Genomic DNA, 14,050 nt, shown 5'->3' on the forward strand with positions numbered 1-14,050 from the left:
TGTCGGGCTTACGCCCGCGCACGCCGCTGTGGCACGGTTGCCTTTTTGCCACGCCATCGGTTGACGTCGCGCCTGGGTGTCCCGGCCGTCCTCGCACGCGCAGTGAACGCGACGATCCGGGACGGGCGTCGCCGTGCGTGCCCGGTCCGTGTCTCCTTGTCAAGCTGCCGGTGGGGGCGCAGTCGACAAGTCGACCCAAGGCTCGGGCTTTACGAACAGTACTCCATTCGTGGCATCCACAGGGGCGGCTCGCCGCTCAAGTCTCCCGCGATTCACGGGAATCTCAAGAGCGTGCTCCCCCGATGGCGGACCACCGCCGGACGGACGGTGATCATCTTCACACAATCCGGGCGCCGAGAACCGCATTTTCGTCCCTTGTGTCCTTCTTTGGGCAAGATGGAGAGCCTTGTACGAAGAACAGCCGTAGGGACCGAGGGATGTTGATGCCGGAGCGGAGCCCCGCCGAGGAGGGCGGCAAGGCCAAGGAGGAGCGCAGGCGCATCGATCTGAGTGTGGCTCAGGTCGCGGCGAGTGCGCTGGCCACGGTGGTGGGTGCGCTGCTGGCCTCCGAACTGGGGGTGTACGGCACGATCCTGGGCGCCGCCGTGGTGAGCATCGGGGCCACCACCGGCGGCGCGGTGTTCCAGCACATCTTCAAGCGGACCGGCGAGCAGCTGCGCGAGGCGGTGGACCGGGGGCCGAACCAGGCGGCCAACACCCTGCGCCAGGTGCCGGTCGAGTCCGAGCTGCCGGAGACGCGGGTGCAGCCGCCGGTGATCACCTCGGAGTGGAACGAGCCGCAGGTGGTCCGGGCGCGTCGCCGGTGGGGCTGGAAGACGTACGCGGCGGTGTCCGGGTTGGTCTTCGTGCTGGCGATGACGCCGATCGTGGTGTTCGAACTGGCCACCGGGCAGCCGGTGTCGGCGACGGTCAAGGGCGAGTCCGGCAACGGCACGTCCTTCGGCGGCTCGGTGGCGCCCAAGTCCTCCCGGCAACAGGACGCCCCGCCGGAGCGGCCGTCCCAGGGCGGGAACGGGAAGCAGGGGCAGGACAACGCGCCCTCCGGTGGCGCCTCCGCCCCGTCGACCACCCGGCCGGGCCGGGAGCCGGTCGACACGCCGAGCACCGGCGCGGGAACGGGCTCACCCTCGGCGGGCCCGAGCGCGACCCCGTCGGCCGGCGCCTCCCCGTCGGCGGGCGGCGGGAAGCCCACCGGCGGAGCGACCCCGCAGCCGACGGCGCCGAACAGCGCCCCGGCGAACGAACCGGCGAAGGCGCCGGTGGCCCCGCCGCCGGCCGACGGCAACAACGCGGCGACGCCCTAGTCGCCCAGCACCCGGCGCAGGTAGTCGTTGCCGAACAGCCGCCGCGGGTCGACCTCGTCGCGCAGTGCGGTGAAGTCGCCGAAGTGCGGGTAGACGCCGGCCAGGTAGGCGGCGTCGCGGGTGTGCAGCTTGCCCCAGTGCGGCCGTCCCTGATGGGCGGTCATCAGCTGTTCCACGCCGGTGAAGTAGCCCTGGTCGGCGGTGCCCCGGTAGAGGTGGACGGCGATGTAGGCGCTGTCCCGGCCGGAGGCGGTGGAGAGCCAGAGGTCGTCGGCGGGGGCGAAGCGCACCTCGACCGGGAAGCCGACCTTCCAGTCGGAGCGCTCGACCAGGGACTTCAGCTCGCGCAGCACCTCGCCGACGGCCGCGCGCGGCACCGCGTACTCCATCTCCACGAAGCGGACCTTGCGCGGGCTGGTGAACACCTTGTACGCGGTGTCGGTGAAGCTGCGCTCGGACCAGGCCCGGCTGGCCAGCGAGGCGATCGAGGGGATCGAGCCGGGGAAGCGCCGGCCGACCCGGCAGGCCCCCTCCCAGACGGTGTTGGAGAGGAAGTCGTCCTCCAGCCACTCCTTGAACCGGGGCAGCGGGGCGGCCGGGCCCTGGCTGCGGTTGTTGCGCTTGGTGGAACAGCGGTCGGTGTGCGGGAACCAGTAGAACTCGAAGTGCTCGTTGACGGCGGTGAGGTCGTCCAGGCGCTCCAGCACCTCGTCGAAGCCCATCGGCTGCTCGTGCGCGGTGAGCAGGAAGGCCGGTTCGACGCCGAAGGTGAGCGCGGTGATCACGCCGAGGGCGCCGAGGCCGAGCCGGGCGCCCTGGAAGAGCCGGGGGTTCTCGGTGGGGGAGCAGTGCCGGACGGTGCCGTCGGCGAGGACGATCTCCAGCGCGCGGATCTGGGCGGCCAATGAGCCGGAGTCGCGGCCGGTGCCGTGGGTGCCGGTGCTGGTGGCGCCGGCCACGGTCTGGACCTCGATGTCGCCCATGTTGGTCAGCGAGAGGCCCTCGGTGGCGAGGACGCGGTTGAGCCGGTGCAGCGGGAGGCCGGACTCGACGGTGATGGTGCCGGCCTCGCGGTCGATCTCGCGGACGGCGGTGAGCGCGTGCGGGCGGATCTGGACGCCGTCGTCGGCGGAGGCGATCGAGGTGAAGGAGTGGCCGGATCCGACGGCCTTGACGGTGCGGCCCTGTTCGGCGGCCCGCCGGATCTCCCTGGCCAGCTCCTCCACGGTGCCGGGGGCGGCGGCCCGGGCGGGCCGGGCGCTCTGGTTGCCGGCCCAGTTGGTCCACCGGGTGGGGGTCGCGGTACTGGCCTGGGGCATTGCGCTGCCTCCTGCTCCGTGGCCGAACGGGTTCGGCGCGGTCCGGGGCGGCGCAGCCGCCCTACCCATGGGTAGCCCCGTGGGTAGGGCGAGGCTAGTCAGTTCACCGTTCGGCGTCTACGGTCCGTCCGGCCCCTTCGGCGGCCGTCCCGGCGCCGGCTTCGGCGGTCAGGCCGGCGCGCAGCCGGCCGAGGCCGGCGAGGGCGGCGACCACTCCGAGCAGGCCGGCGGCCAGCGGCACCCAGTAGCCCGCGGCGGCGCCGGAGGCGTCGATCACCCAGCCGCCGGCCGAGGAGCCGGCCGCGACGCCGAGGGCCAGGCCGGTGGTGGTCCAGGTCATGCCCTCGGTCAGCTGGGCGGCCGGGACGAGCCGCTCGACCAGGGCCATCGCGGTGATCAGGGTGGGGGAGATGGCGATGCCGGCGACCAGCAGCGCGGCTCCGACCACGACCAGCCCGCCGATGCCGTGCACCGCATGGGCGACCAGCAGCAGCGGCACCATGCTGACGGCCATGAACAGGACGCCGACGAGGAAGCGGACCGCCATCGAGCCGGTGAGCTTGAGGGTGCCGAAGACGACCCCGGCCAGGCAGGACCCGAGCGCCCACAGGGCGAGGATCACGCTGGAGATCGACTTGTGGCCCTGGGCCTCGGCGTAGGCGACGGTGACCACCTCGACCGAGCCGAAGATCGCGCCGGTGGCGACGAAGGTCAGGATCAGCGTCTGGAGGCCGCGGTTGAGGATGACCGAGCCGCCCTCCTGCCGGGCGGCCGGATGGACCGGCGGCTCGGTGGAGCGCTGCCCGGCGAACAGCAGGACGCCGACGGCGAGGAAGACCCCGGCGAGCAGCACGCCGGCCTCGGGGAAGACGGAGGTGGCGAGGCCGATGGAGAGGATCGGGCCGACGATGAAGCAGACCTCGTCGACCACGGCCTCGAAGGAGTAGGCGGTGTGCAGCTTGCCGGTGTCCTCGCGGTAGAGGTGGGCCCAGCGGGCGCGGACCATCGCGCCGGTGCTCGGCATCACGCCCATGCCGGCGGCGAAGACGAACAGCGTCCAGTCCGGGGCCTCCAGCCGGGCGCAGAGCAGCAGGCCGGTGACGGCGACGATGGTGAGCGCCATGGCGGGGACGATGATCCTGCGCTGGCCGTGCCGGTCCACCAGCCGGGAGACCTGCGGGCCGAGGATCGCGGCGGAGACCGCGAGGCAGGCCGAGACCAGGCCGGCGACCCCGTAGGAGCCCCGGAGCTGGGACAGCATGGTCACGATGCCGATCCCGGTCATGGAGATCGGCAGTCGGGAGACGAAGCCGGTGGTGGAGAAGGCCAGAGTGCCGGGGGAGGCGAATATCTGGCGGTAGCTGGACAGCACGGGAGCTCCGGGCGGGGGAGTAAGGAACAAGGCTGGCAAACACAGCTTACGTACGTTGGCAAACGGTATTTTCCGGGCACTCGCGCGGCCCCGGCGACGGTGCCCGGTCCCTCAGTGGCAGGATCGGTTCCATGTCCGACGCGCGCAAACCCTCCCCGTCCGGCGCCGCCCCGTACGACGCCTTGCTGCTGCTGTCCTTCGGCGGGCCCGAGGGCCCCGAGGACGTCGTCCCGTTCCTGGAGAACGTCACCCGCGGCCGCGGCATCCCCAAGGAGCGGCTGAAGGAGGTGGGCAAGCACTACTTCATGTTCGGCGGGGTCAGCCCGATCAACGGGCAGAACCGCGAGCTGCTCGCCGCGCTGCGCGAGGACTTCGCCGAGCACGGGCTGGACCTCCCGGTCTACTGGGGCAACCGGAACTGGGCGCCCTACCTGGTCGACACCCTGCGGGAGCTGGCCGCCGACGGGCACCGCCGGATCGCCGTGCTCGCCACCAGCGCGTACGCCGGCTACTCGGGCTGCCGCCAGTACCGGGAGAACCTGGCCGACGCGCTGGCCGCGCTCGCCGAGGAGGGCGGGCCCGCCCTGCGGGTCGACAAGCTGCGGCACTTCTACAACCACCCGGGCTTCGTCGAGCCGATGGTCGACGCCGCCCTGGCCGCCCTGGAGGAGCTGCCCGAGGCCGTCCGCGCCGGCGCCCGGCTGGCGTTCACCACCCACTCCATCCCGCACTCCATGGCCGAGTCCTCCGGCGCCCCGGACGACCCGGCCCGCGGCGAGCCCGGCGGCGCCTACGTCGCCCAGCACCTGGACGTGGCCCGGCTGATCGCCGCCGCGCTGGCCGAGCGCACCGGCGTGGCCGACCGGCCGTGGGAGCTGGTCTACCAGAGCCGCAGCGGGGCCCCGCACATCCCGTGGCTGGAACCCGACATCTGCGACCACCTGGAGGCCCAGCACGCCGACGGCGCGCCCGCCGTGGTGATGGTCCCGATCGGCTTCGTCTCCGACCACATGGAGGTCAAGTACGACCTCGACACCGAGGCCGTCGCCAAGGCCGCGGAGATCGGCCTGCCGGTCTCCCGCGCCGCCACCGTCGGCGCCGACCCCCGGTTCACCGCCGCCGTGCGCGAGCTTGTCCTGGAGCGCGCCGCCACCGAGCGCGGCGAGCCGGTGACCCGCTGCGCCCTGGGCGCCCTCGGCCCCAGCCACGACGTGTGCGCGGTGGCCTGCTGCCCCAACCCGCGGGCCCCGCGCCCGGCCGTCGCCGAGCGCTGACCGCCCGTCCCGCCCGTTCCACCCGTCCCGCCAGTCCTGCCCGTCCCGCTCGTCCCGTCGCCCCGGAGGAGAACCCCCGTGCCCACCCCCGCCCTGCCCGACGACGGCCTCCTCGACGACCTGCTGGAGGTCGCCCTGGACGCGGCCCGGCAGGCCGGCGCCCTGCTGCGCGACGGCCGCCCGGCCGACCTCGGCGTGGCCGGTACCAAGAGCAGCCCGGTCGACGTGGTCACCGAGATGGACCTCGCCTCCGAGAAGCTCGTCCTGGAGCTGATCACCGACCGCCGCCCCGAGGACGGCTACCTGGGCGAGGAGGGCGCCGAGCGGCCGGGCACCAGCGGGGTCCGCTGGGTCGTGGACCCGCTCGACGGAACGGTCAACTACCTTTACGGGCTGCCCTCCTGGGCGGTCAGCGTGGCCGCCGAGGTGGACGGCCGGGCGGTCGTCGGCGTGGTGTACGCGCCGGCCCGCGGCGAGCTGTTCCACGCCGTCCTGGGCCGCGGCGCCCGCCTCGACGGCCGCCCGCTCTCGGCCCGCCCGGCCCCGCCCTGGGGCCAGGCGCTGATCGCCACCGGCTTCAACTACGTCCAGCCGGTGCGGGTCCGGCAGGCCGAGGTGCTGCTGGCGCTGATGCCGGAGGTGCGGGACATCCGCCGGGGCGGGGCGGCCGCGGTGGACCTGTGCGACGTCGCCGCCGGGCGGCTGGACGGCTACTACGAGCGCGGCCTGGCCCCCTGGGACCGGGCGGCCGGCTGCCTGATCGCCACCGAGGCCGGCGCCCTGGTCGGCGGCCGGCCCGGGCACGGGCCGGACGGCGAGCTGACCGTGGCCGCCGCTCCGGGCGTGTACCAGCCGCTCCAGGAGCGGCTGGCCGCGCTGCGCGCCTGGGCGGACTGACCGGTTCCGCCGTCCCGCCGCCGGAACCCCGGCGGCGGGACGGCCCGGACGTGCGACGGGCCCGGGTGCGAAGGCCCCCGGGCATGCGAAGAGCCCTGACATACGGGGGATGCCAGGGCCTGGGTTTCGCACGGCCCCCGTAGGGCCGCTGGTGCCGGAGGTCCGGCGACGGGTCGGTGTGCCGGACGGGTCAGGCAGCGGTGCGGTGGCGCTCCAGCACCGTGTCCACGCCGTGCTCGGCGGCGAGTCGGCGGAGGTCGTCCAGCTCGGACTGCTCCACCTCGGCGAGGAACTCGTCCCCGGCCTCGATCGCGCGGTGCAGGTCCTGCTCGGCGTTGGCTATGCGCTGCAGGATTCCGGCCTTGAAGGCGTCCATACGGGCCCCCTTACTGTGTCGGACGTGCACGGTCGTGCGCTCTCCGCCCCGGGGAAGGTCCAGCCGGTGAAAGCACCCAGGCCGGAAGGTGGTGGCAGTCCGGACGGGTGCGGAGACGGCCCTTCGGCCGCTCCCGGTGATGTCCCAGCCCCAGGGCCGGCGCGGATGAACGCACGGCGGGTGGGTGCGATCGGCCGTCAGCCAGATCGCGGGTGTGCAGCTGTCCTCCCCGCCCCCAGGGCGGGGAAACCTTTCGGCGCGAGAAAGTTGCCCGTGTCACAGTCCAAGCGGAGTGGTGCGGATGCGAACAGTGACCGCCGCGGACCCGGGTTCCGTGCCCGAGGGGCAGCTTATCGCTGCTTTACCGCCCGACCAGGCAGGATGGAGGCACCGTCGGAGCCGTGCGTCCGCTTCCGGGGCCGGCCTGGAGAAGGGACAACGACCGTGCGGGTTCTCGTCGTCGAGGACGAGCAGCTGCTTGCAGAGGCCGTCGCGACCGGTCTGCGCCGCGAGGCGATGGCCGTCGACGTTGTGTACGACGGGGAGGCCGCGCTCCAGCGCATCGCGGTCAACGACTACGACGTCGTCGTCCTGGACCGCGATCTTCCGCTGGTCCACGGGGACGACGTCTGCCGCAAGGTGGTCGAGCAGGGCCTGGCCACCCGGGTGATCATGCTGACCGCCTCCGGCGACATCAGCGACCGGGTCGAGGGCCTGGAGATCGGCGCGGACGACTACCTTCCGAAGCCGTTCGCCTTCAGCGAACTCGTCGCCCGGGTAAGGGCGCTGGGCCGCCGCGCGACCATCCCGCTGCCCCCGGTACTGGAGCGGGCCGGCATCTCGGTCGACCCCGGCCGGCGCGAGGTGATCCGCGACGGGCGCACCGTCCAGCTCGCCCCCAAGGAGTTCGCCGTCCTGGAGGTGCTGATGCGGGCCGGCGGTGCCGTCGTCTCCGCCGAGCAGCTCCTGGAGAAGGCCTGGGACGAGCACACCGACCCGTTCACCAACGTCGTGCGCGTCACCGTGATGACGCTGCGCCGCAAGCTCGGGGACCCGCCGGTGATCGTCACCGTGCCGGGCTCCGGCTACCGGATCTGACGACCGGAGTCCGCCCACCCCGAGACTCCCCGCCGTAAGCGCCCGCCCCGGCGGACGCCCCGAGAGGACCATCATGACCACCCCGCCCCCGGCCGGCGGGGCCTCCGGCGCGCCCGCCGGCGGCCCACGTGCCGTCCCGCCGAAGCCCCTGACCCCGCCGCGCGTCCACCGCCCCGGGTCCTACGTCCCCGGCGACGGCATGCTCGCCTGGTTCCCCTTCCGCCCCACCATCCGGATGCGCCTCACCCTGCTCTACGGCGGGATGTTCCTGATGGCCGGTGTGGTGCTGCTGCTGCTGATGTACGTGTTCTTCCAGGACGCCGTCTCGAACCTGGCACCGCGCAGCCTGGTCTTCGACGGCAGCATCCAGGTCACCAGCCCGGACGGCGTCCACTCCACGATGAACAGCACGGGCTACAACCAGTTGCAGGCCGCCGACTTCCTGGCGCGCTCCGACTCCGCGCTCAACACCCTGCTGCGCAAGTCGCTGACCATGCTGCTCTGCCTCGCCGTGATCGCCTTCGCGGCGGGCTACGCGATGGCCGGCCGGGTCCTGCGCCCGCTCGGCCGGATCACCCGCACCGCCCGCGACGTGGCCTCCTCCGACCTGCACCGCCGGATCGAGCTGGACGGCCCGGACGACGAGCTCAAGGAGCTCGCCGACACCTTCGACGGCATGCTGGACCGGCTGGACCGCTCCTTCGACTCCCAGCGCCGCTTCGTCGCCAACGCCTCGCACGAGCTGCGCACCCCGCTGGCGATCAACCGCACCCTGCTGGAGGTCCAGCTCTCCGACCCGGCGACCTCCTCCGACCTCCAGCAGCTGGGGAGGACCCTGCTGGCCACCAACGAGCGCAGCGAGCAGCTCGTCGAGGGCCTGCTGCTGCTCGCCCGCAGCGAGAACGAGCTGACCGACCGGCGCCCGGTGGAGCTGTCCGAGGTGGCCACCCGGGCGCTGGAGCAGACCCGGGGCGAGGCCGACAAGCGCGAGGTCGAGCTGCGTTCGAAGCTCGATCCGGCGATGGCCGCCGGCAACGGCGTGCTGCTGGAGCGGCTCGCGCTCAACCTGCTGCAGAACGCCGTCCGGTACAACACCCCGGGCGGCTGGGTCGAGCTGGCCACCACCGCGGTGCCCGGCGGCGGCGAGCTGGTGGTCTCCAACACCGGCCCGGTGGTGCCCGGGTACGAGCTGGAGCACATCTTCGAGCCGTTCCGCCGGGTCAAGGGCGCCGACCGCACCCGCAGCGACAAGGGGGTCGGGCTCGGCCTGTCCATCGTCCGCTCGGTGGTGCGCGCCCACGGCGGCACCATCGAGGCCACGCCGCGCGCCGGCGGCGGCCTCACCATGAGGGTCCGCATCCCCTCGCCGTAAGGGTCGAACGCCCCTTCCGCGGGCGACCGTTTCCAGCCGCCCCCGCCAGGCCCGTCAAGACGACATAAGGCCTGGCGGGGGCGGCTTGTCTTTTCCGGCCCGAGCAACTTACGGTGTCGTAACCTACGCAACCGTAGGTGAGTCCGTCGGCGCCCCGCCGACGGGTCCACGACGTGTCCCCGTCCAGCGCGCCCGTCCCAGCGCGTGCCGTCCCCTCAGGAGCACCACCGTGACCATCGCCCCTGTGCAGAGCAGCTCCCCGCTCGTCGCGAGCGGCTGGACCGACGCGCGGCTGATCCTCGCCCTCGAAGAGGTCGTCGAGAAGGAGCTCAACCGCCACCTGGGCGTGGCGAAGGAGTGGATGCCGCACGAGTTCGTCCCGTGGAGCCAGGGCCGCGACTTCGACGGCGTGCTGGGCGGCGAGGCCTGGTCGCTGGAGCACTCCAAGGTGACCCCGGTCGGCCGGGTGTCGCTGGTGGTCAACCTGCTGACCGAGGACAACCTGCCCAGCTACCACCACGAGATCGCGACCATGTTCGGCCGCGAGGGCGCCTGGGGCACCTGGGTGCACCGCTGGACGGCCGAGGAGGGCCGGCACGGAATAGCCATTCGCGACTACCTGCTCGCCACCCGCGCGGTCGACCCGGTGGAGCTGGAGCGGGCCCGGATGAGCCACATGTCGGAGGGCTTCGAGTCCGACAACGCGCACAGCATGCTGCACTCCGTCGCGTACGTGGCCTTCCAGGAGCTCGCGACCCGCATCGCGCACCGCAACACCGGCAGGTACGCCGGCGACCCGCTGTGCGAGCAGCTGCTGGCGAAGATCGCCAACGACGAGAACCTGCACATGGTCTTCTACCGGAACCTGCTGAAGGCCGCCCTGGAGATCGCCCCGGACCAGGCCATGCGGGCCGTCGCCGACGTGGTCACCGACTTCCGGATGCCCGGCCACGGCATCCCCGGCTTCGAGCGCGCCGCCGCGCAGATCGCCCTCGGCGGGGTGTACAACCTGCGCATCCACCACGACGACGTGCTCCAGCCGGTGCTGCGCCACCTCAAGGTGATGGAGATCGGCGGGCTCGGCCCGGAGGGCCTGCTGGCGCAGAACGAGCTGGGCGTCTTCCTCGACGGGCTGGACGGCCAGGCCCGGAAGTTCGAGGAGCGCCAGGCCGCCCTGCTGGCACGCCGGGAGGCCCGGAGGAACGCCGGCTGAGATGCTGGACCGAGCGGTCGGAGTGGGTGGATTTCCCGCGGTTTGCCCTGGATGATTCTGAACGTGACCAAGCTCACACCGTGTCGCTCCACGATTCCGGGCAACCCCGGAGAGTGATCACCTGATCAGGGGTGTCGATCGCCGTCCGTGACCGGATTCCGGTCACCGGTCGGTCCGCGGAATCGGTCGGCATCCCTGATGGACAAGGGATTCCCCAGACATCCACACCGATTGTGCTCACTGTGCGTGGTCGGTTTACCGGGTCCCCGGAAGGCTGGTGATGGCCCAGCGTGAGGCCTTCCACAGCCCTGGGGATCACCCCGATGGAGCCCGGGCTGAGTGTCGATTGAGTAACAGGGCTTGAAGTAAGGCAAAATCTCCGCCTCGGGTCGGGCACAAGACCGACCCCCCATGCGTTACGTGCGCTGGAGATACCGCACACACCGCACAACCCGGAGGGGGAGAGCGAAAAATGGCAACCGACTACGACACCCCACGCAAGACCGACGACGAGCTCAACGAAGACAGCATCGAGGAGCTCAAGGCTCGGCGGAACGACAAGGGCGGCAGCTCTGTCGACGTCGACGAGTTCGACGCCGCCGAGGGCATGGAGCTCCCCGGTGCCGACCTCTCGAACGAGGAGCTCGCCGTCCGTGTCCTGCCGAAGCAGGCGGACGAGTTCACCTGCATGAGCTGCTTCCTCGTGCACCACCGCAGCCAGCTCTACAGCGAGAAGAACGGCAACCCGATCTGCCGGGACTGCGGCGCCTGAGCACCGCGGCGGACAGGACCCGGTGCCCGCGGCTGCGCCCGCGGGACCGGTACACCGCTCCTTCCGGCCCCGGGCAGCGGGGCCGGACGGCAGGTCCGGGCATCGTCCGTCTGGACGGGCCCGGGAGGACGGAGTCGGCCGGTCGACCGGTCAGGACAAAGTCGTAGGGACGGTCCCGCAGCAGCGGAACCGTCCCTCTCCGTTTGTCCGGCCTCTTCCGTCCGGCCCGTGTCCGGGCCCGACCGCCTCGCGGCCGGCCCGGTCCGCCTCAGGTGCGGGCGCCGCGCCGGGCGTCCTCCAGCGCCTCCGCCAGCTTCATCGGCGAGCGGGTCGACAGGTAGAGGTACGGCGTCGGGTCGGTCGGATCGGTCACCTCGACCCGCAGCGCCGTCGGGACGTAGCTGCGCAGCAGCATGAAGGCGCGCGGATCGGCCTTCCGGCCGCGCCAGGCCGCCGCCTCGGCGGGGCTCAGCGCCTGCGCGTCGCCGAGCGCGTCCACCGGGATCCGGGCCGGGCCGGCCACCAGGGAGCCCTGGACCACGCGGATGCGGGCCGAGCCGTAGCTGCTGATCGCGACCGCGCCGGCGGCGATGCCGACCACCAGTCCGATCAGCGCGGCCGGACCGCTGACCCGGATCAGGATCAGCGCGAACGTGAGACCCAGCGCGATCGGGAGCAGCCACCAGGAGCGCGGCACCGTGAGGCGTTCGTCGTACATGCCTCCATTGTGGTCGCCCTGACGTCCGGCCCGGGACGCCACCCCCACCGGAGGCCCGCTACCCCTGGGTAGGCTGGGGCCCCGTGACCGGTACGACAGCCCCCAGCACCCCCACCGACCGGCCGGCGCCCGCCATACCGCCGTCCCCGACCACCCCGCCGCCGGACGCCGTCCTGCCGGAGCGCCACCCCCAGGCGCCCGCCCCCGGCACCCGGCTCGGCTCCCACTACGAGCACTGCTTCGGCTGCGGCCCGCAGCACCCCGGCGGCCTGCGGATCGACGCGGTCGCCGGCGAGGGACTCGACGTCACCGCCGAGTTCGCCGTCCGCGACGCCCACCAGGGCGGCCCCGGCCTGGCCCACGGCGGGCTGCTGACCACCGCCATGGACGAGACCCTCGGCACGCTCAACTGGCTGCTGCACGCCCCCGCCGTGACCGGCCGGCTGGAGACCGACTTCCTCAGCCCGGTGCCCGTCGACTCGGTGCTGCACCTGCGCGCCTGGATCACCGGCGTGCACGGCCGCAAGATCTACAGCGCCGCCGAGGCGCGGATCGGCGGACCGGACGGGCCGGTCGCCGTCCGGTCCCAGGCCCTCTTCATCCAGGTAAAGCTGGAACACTTCACCACGCACGGTCGTCCCGAGGACATCGAGAAGGTCCTCGACGACCCGGATCTGATGAAGCGCGCACGAGCCTTTGAGGTGAACCCTTGAGCGACACCCCCCGCCCGCAGCTGGACGTCCTGATCAAGCGCATCGACCCCGAGCTGCCGCTGCCCGCCTACGCGCAGCCCGGGGACGCCGGTGCCGACCTGCGCACCACCGTCGACGCGGAGCTGGCCCCCGGCGAGCGGGTCATGCTGCCCACCGGCATCGCCATCGCCCTGCCGGACGGCTACGCGGCCTTCGTCCACCCCCGGTCGGGCCTGGCAGCTCGTTGCGGTGTTGCCCTCGTGAACGCCCCGGGGACGGTCGATGCCGGGTACCGTGGAGAGATCAAGGTGATCGTCGTCAATCTGGACCCGCGCGAGGGGGTCAGCTTCCGCCGAGGGGACCGAATCGCCCAGCTGGTGATCCAGCAGGTCGAGAAGGCCCGTTTCCACGAGGTGGAGGAGCTGCCTGGGTCGGCACGCGCCGAGGGCGGGTTCGGGTCGACCGGCGGCCATGCCGCGGTCTAGCATGCCCGCGGCCTCGCAGGAAGCCGAGCAGGCATTCGCATCGGTCTTGGACCGGGAAGGGCAGTGACCGTGTTCCGTCGTCGCCAGAAGAGCGAGGACGCTGTCGAGCAGCTCGCCGACGACGCCATCAGCGCCGACGAGACGGCCGATGACGTCGAAGGTTCCGCCGAGAGCGAGAACGTGACCGAGCTGGACCCGGCCGACAGGGTCGGCCTGCCGCCGGCCCCCCGGCCGGACGGTCCGTGGGACCACTCCGAGCTGGAGAACCCCGAGGAGGGGCGCGTCGACCTCGGGGGTCTGCTGGTCCCCGGCGTCGAGGGCATGGAGCTGCGCGTCGAGGTCGCCGGTGACGCGATCGTGGCGGCAACCCTTGTGCTCGGAAACAGCGCCATCCAGCTCCAGGCCTTCGCGGCCCCGAAGTCGGAGGGCATCTGGGGGGAGGTCCGGGAGGAGATCGCCAACGGCATCACCTCGCAGGGCGGCCTCATCGAGGAGGAGGAGGGCCCGCTCGGCTGGCACCTCCGCGCCCGGGTCCCCGTGCAGCTGCCGGACGGCACCCAGGGCGTGCAGCTGGTGCGGTTCGTCGGCTGCGACGGTCCGCGCTGGTTCCTGCGCGGCGTGATCTCGGGCCAGGCCGCCGTGCAGCCGGAGATGGCCGGGATCCTGGAGCAGGTCTTCCGGCAGACGGTCGTCGTGCGCGGCGAGTCCCCGATGGCTCCCCGCGACCCGATCGTCCTGAAGCTTCCCGAGGACGCCCAGATGGTCGCCGACGGTGGCGGGGCGACCGCCGCCGCCGGTGAGGGCGAGAACCGCTTCGGCGGTACCGCGCTCGACCCGTTCGCGCGCGGCCCGGAGATCACCGAGGTTCGCTGACCCGGTTCGGGCCGGTTTCGGCCGGCCCTGATCGGCACTGATCGCCCCTGCCCGGGCTCCCGGGCAGGGGCGATTTGCATGTGACGTGCCGGTGCCCGTACAGTTCCGGAGTCGCCGCGGGAGACCGGGGCGGCGAAGCGGAAAGTGAATCCGATGAATGAAACTCCGGAAAACGGAGCGGAAAACATCTGATAAGCTGGAAACACGAAAGAACGAAGCCCGGAGGGTCCGCTGGAAGGCGGTCCGAAGGAAGCGTCCGTTCCT

At 72.6% G+C, this 14,050-nt stretch carries 14 protein-coding genes; 10 read left to right on the plus strand and 4 right to left on the minus strand.

The genetic code is table 11. The features are described from left to right. Positions 1 to 443: 443 nt before the first annotated feature. On the plus strand, positions 444 to 1,325 hold the full coding sequence (locus ACLWS4_RS25580) for a hypothetical protein (protein WP_416875311.1): 882 nt from the start codon (positions 444 to 446) through the stop codon (positions 1,323 to 1,325). Here the strand turns inward: ACLWS4_RS25580 and ACLWS4_RS25585 are convergent. Both ACLWS4_RS25585 and ACLWS4_RS25590 read right to left on the minus strand, forming a co-directional pair. Beyond that, complete coding sequence (locus ACLWS4_RS25585; protein ID WP_375876169.1) at positions 1,322 to 2,644, minus strand: D-arabinono-1,4-lactone oxidase; 1,323 nt, start codon at positions 2,642 to 2,644, stop codon at positions 1,322 to 1,324. The two genes, ACLWS4_RS25580 and ACLWS4_RS25585, sit on opposite strands and share 4 nt — an antisense overlap. A gap of 103 nt (positions 2,645 to 2,747) precedes the next feature. Continuing rightward, the gene (locus ACLWS4_RS25590) at positions 2,748 to 4,016 is read right to left on the minus strand and encodes an MFS transporter (RefSeq protein ID WP_380781515.1); all 1,269 of its coding nucleotides are present in this window, start codon (positions 4,014 to 4,016) and stop codon (positions 2,748 to 2,750) included. A gap of 131 nt (positions 4,017 to 4,147) precedes the next feature. Here ACLWS4_RS25590 and ACLWS4_RS25595 point away from each other — a divergent pair, with 131 nt between their 5' ends. Both ACLWS4_RS25595 and ACLWS4_RS25600 read left to right on the plus strand, forming a co-directional pair. Next, positions 4,148 to 5,290 (plus strand): ferrochelatase, encoded by a 1,143-nt coding sequence (locus ACLWS4_RS25595; protein ID WP_380781513.1) that lies wholly within the window; start codon positions 4,148 to 4,150, stop codon positions 5,288 to 5,290. Positions 5,291 to 5,368: 78 nt separating this feature from the next. Further along, entirely contained in the window at positions 5,369 to 6,187 is an 819-nt protein-coding gene (locus ACLWS4_RS25600; RefSeq protein ID WP_079272792.1) for an inositol monophosphatase family protein, read from the plus strand. Between the two features lie 190 nt (positions 6,188 to 6,377). On the opposite strand, the gene ACLWS4_RS25605 is transcribed toward ACLWS4_RS25600, so the two are convergent. Next, complete coding sequence (locus ACLWS4_RS25605; RefSeq protein WP_030057688.1) at positions 6,378 to 6,563, minus strand: hypothetical protein; 186 nt, start codon at positions 6,561 to 6,563, stop codon at positions 6,378 to 6,380. 444 nt (positions 6,564 to 7,007) lie between these two features. Here ACLWS4_RS25605 and ACLWS4_RS25610 point away from each other — a divergent pair, with 444 nt between their 5' ends. The 4 genes from ACLWS4_RS25610 to ACLWS4_RS25625 all read left to right on the plus strand — a co-directional run bounded on the left by ACLWS4_RS25610 (position 7,008) and on the right by ACLWS4_RS25625 (position 11,018). After that, positions 7,008 to 7,661, plus strand: coding sequence for a response regulator transcription factor (locus ACLWS4_RS25610; RefSeq protein WP_049657097.1), 654 nt, complete (start codon positions 7,008 to 7,010; stop codon positions 7,659 to 7,661). Positions 7,662 to 7,734: 73 nt separating this feature from the next. Next, a complete protein-coding gene (locus ACLWS4_RS25615) occupies positions 7,735 to 9,033 on the plus strand; it encodes a sensor histidine kinase (protein WP_416875312.1) in 1,299 nt (432 codons plus the stop codon). Positions 9,034 to 9,262: 229 nt separating this feature from the next. Continuing rightward, a complete protein-coding gene (locus tag ACLWS4_RS25620; RefSeq protein ID WP_049657095.1) occupies positions 9,263 to 10,246 on the plus strand; it encodes an acyl-ACP desaturase in 984 nt (327 codons plus the stop codon). Between the two features lie 472 nt (positions 10,247 to 10,718). Then, complete coding sequence (locus tag ACLWS4_RS25625; protein ID WP_030285479.1) at positions 10,719 to 11,018, plus strand: DUF4193 domain-containing protein; 300 nt, start codon at positions 10,719 to 10,721, stop codon at positions 11,016 to 11,018. Between the two features lie 268 nt (positions 11,019 to 11,286). Here ACLWS4_RS25625 and ACLWS4_RS25630 read toward each other — a convergent pair whose 3' ends face one another. Next, positions 11,287 to 11,736 carry a DUF3093 domain-containing protein gene (locus tag ACLWS4_RS25630; protein ID WP_049657093.1) on the minus strand — a complete coding sequence of 150 codons (450 nt, stop codon included), beginning with the start codon at positions 11,734 to 11,736 and terminating at the stop codon, positions 11,287 to 11,289. A gap of 134 nt (positions 11,737 to 11,870) precedes the next feature. Here ACLWS4_RS25630 and ACLWS4_RS25635 point away from each other — a divergent pair, with 134 nt between their 5' ends. The 3 genes from ACLWS4_RS25635 to ACLWS4_RS25645 all read left to right on the plus strand — a co-directional run bounded on the left by ACLWS4_RS25635 (position 11,871) and on the right by ACLWS4_RS25645 (position 13,786). Beyond that, positions 11,871 to 12,449 carry a PaaI family thioesterase gene (locus ACLWS4_RS25635; RefSeq protein ID WP_049657100.1) on the plus strand — a complete coding sequence of 193 codons (579 nt, stop codon included), beginning with the start codon at positions 11,871 to 11,873 and terminating at the stop codon, positions 12,447 to 12,449. Next, the gene (gene dut, locus ACLWS4_RS25640) at positions 12,446 to 12,913 is read left to right on the plus strand and encodes a dUTP diphosphatase (RefSeq protein ID WP_049657091.1); all 468 of its coding nucleotides are present in this window, start codon (positions 12,446 to 12,448) and stop codon (positions 12,911 to 12,913) included. The genes ACLWS4_RS25635 and dut overlap by 4 nt, the downstream gene beginning before the upstream one ends. Before the next feature lie 69 nt (positions 12,914 to 12,982). Then, positions 12,983 to 13,786, plus strand: a complete 804-nt coding sequence (locus ACLWS4_RS25645; RefSeq protein WP_049657098.1) for a DUF3710 domain-containing protein — start codon at positions 12,983 to 12,985, stop codon at positions 13,784 to 13,786. The last annotated feature ends 264 nt before the right edge of the window (positions 13,787 to 14,050 follow it).

Origin of the sequence: Kitasatospora sp. SC0581 (genome assembly GCF_048159585.1) — a bacterium.
Lineage (GTDB): Bacteria > Actinomycetota > Actinomycetes > Streptomycetales > Streptomycetaceae > Kitasatospora.

Excerpts from the sequence above, each read along its gene's own strand:
- ACLWS4_RS25580 (WP_416875311.1), top strand. The coding sequence starts at position 444 with ATGCCGGAGCGGAGCCCCGCCGAGGAGGGCGGCAAGGCCAAGGAGGAG.
- ACLWS4_RS25585 (WP_375876169.1), bottom strand. The coding sequence starts at position 2,644 with ATGCCCCAGGCCAGTACCGCGACCCCCACCCGGTGGACCAACTGGGCC.
- ACLWS4_RS25595 (WP_380781513.1), top strand. The coding sequence starts at position 4,148 with ATGTCCGACGCGCGCAAACCCTCCCCGTCCGGCGCCGCCCCGTACGAC.
- ACLWS4_RS25605 (WP_030057688.1), bottom strand. The coding sequence starts at position 6,563 with ATGGACGCCTTCAAGGCCGGAATCCTGCAGCGCATAGCCAACGCCGAG.
- ACLWS4_RS25615 (WP_416875312.1), top strand. The coding sequence starts at position 7,735 with ATGACCACCCCGCCCCCGGCCGGCGGGGCCTCCGGCGCGCCCGCCGGC.
- ACLWS4_RS25625 (WP_030285479.1), top strand. The coding sequence starts at position 10,719 with ATGGCAACCGACTACGACACCCCACGCAAGACCGACGACGAGCTCAAC.
- ACLWS4_RS25630 (WP_049657093.1), bottom strand. The coding sequence starts at position 11,736 with ATGTACGACGAACGCCTCACGGTGCCGCGCTCCTGGTGGCTGCTCCCG.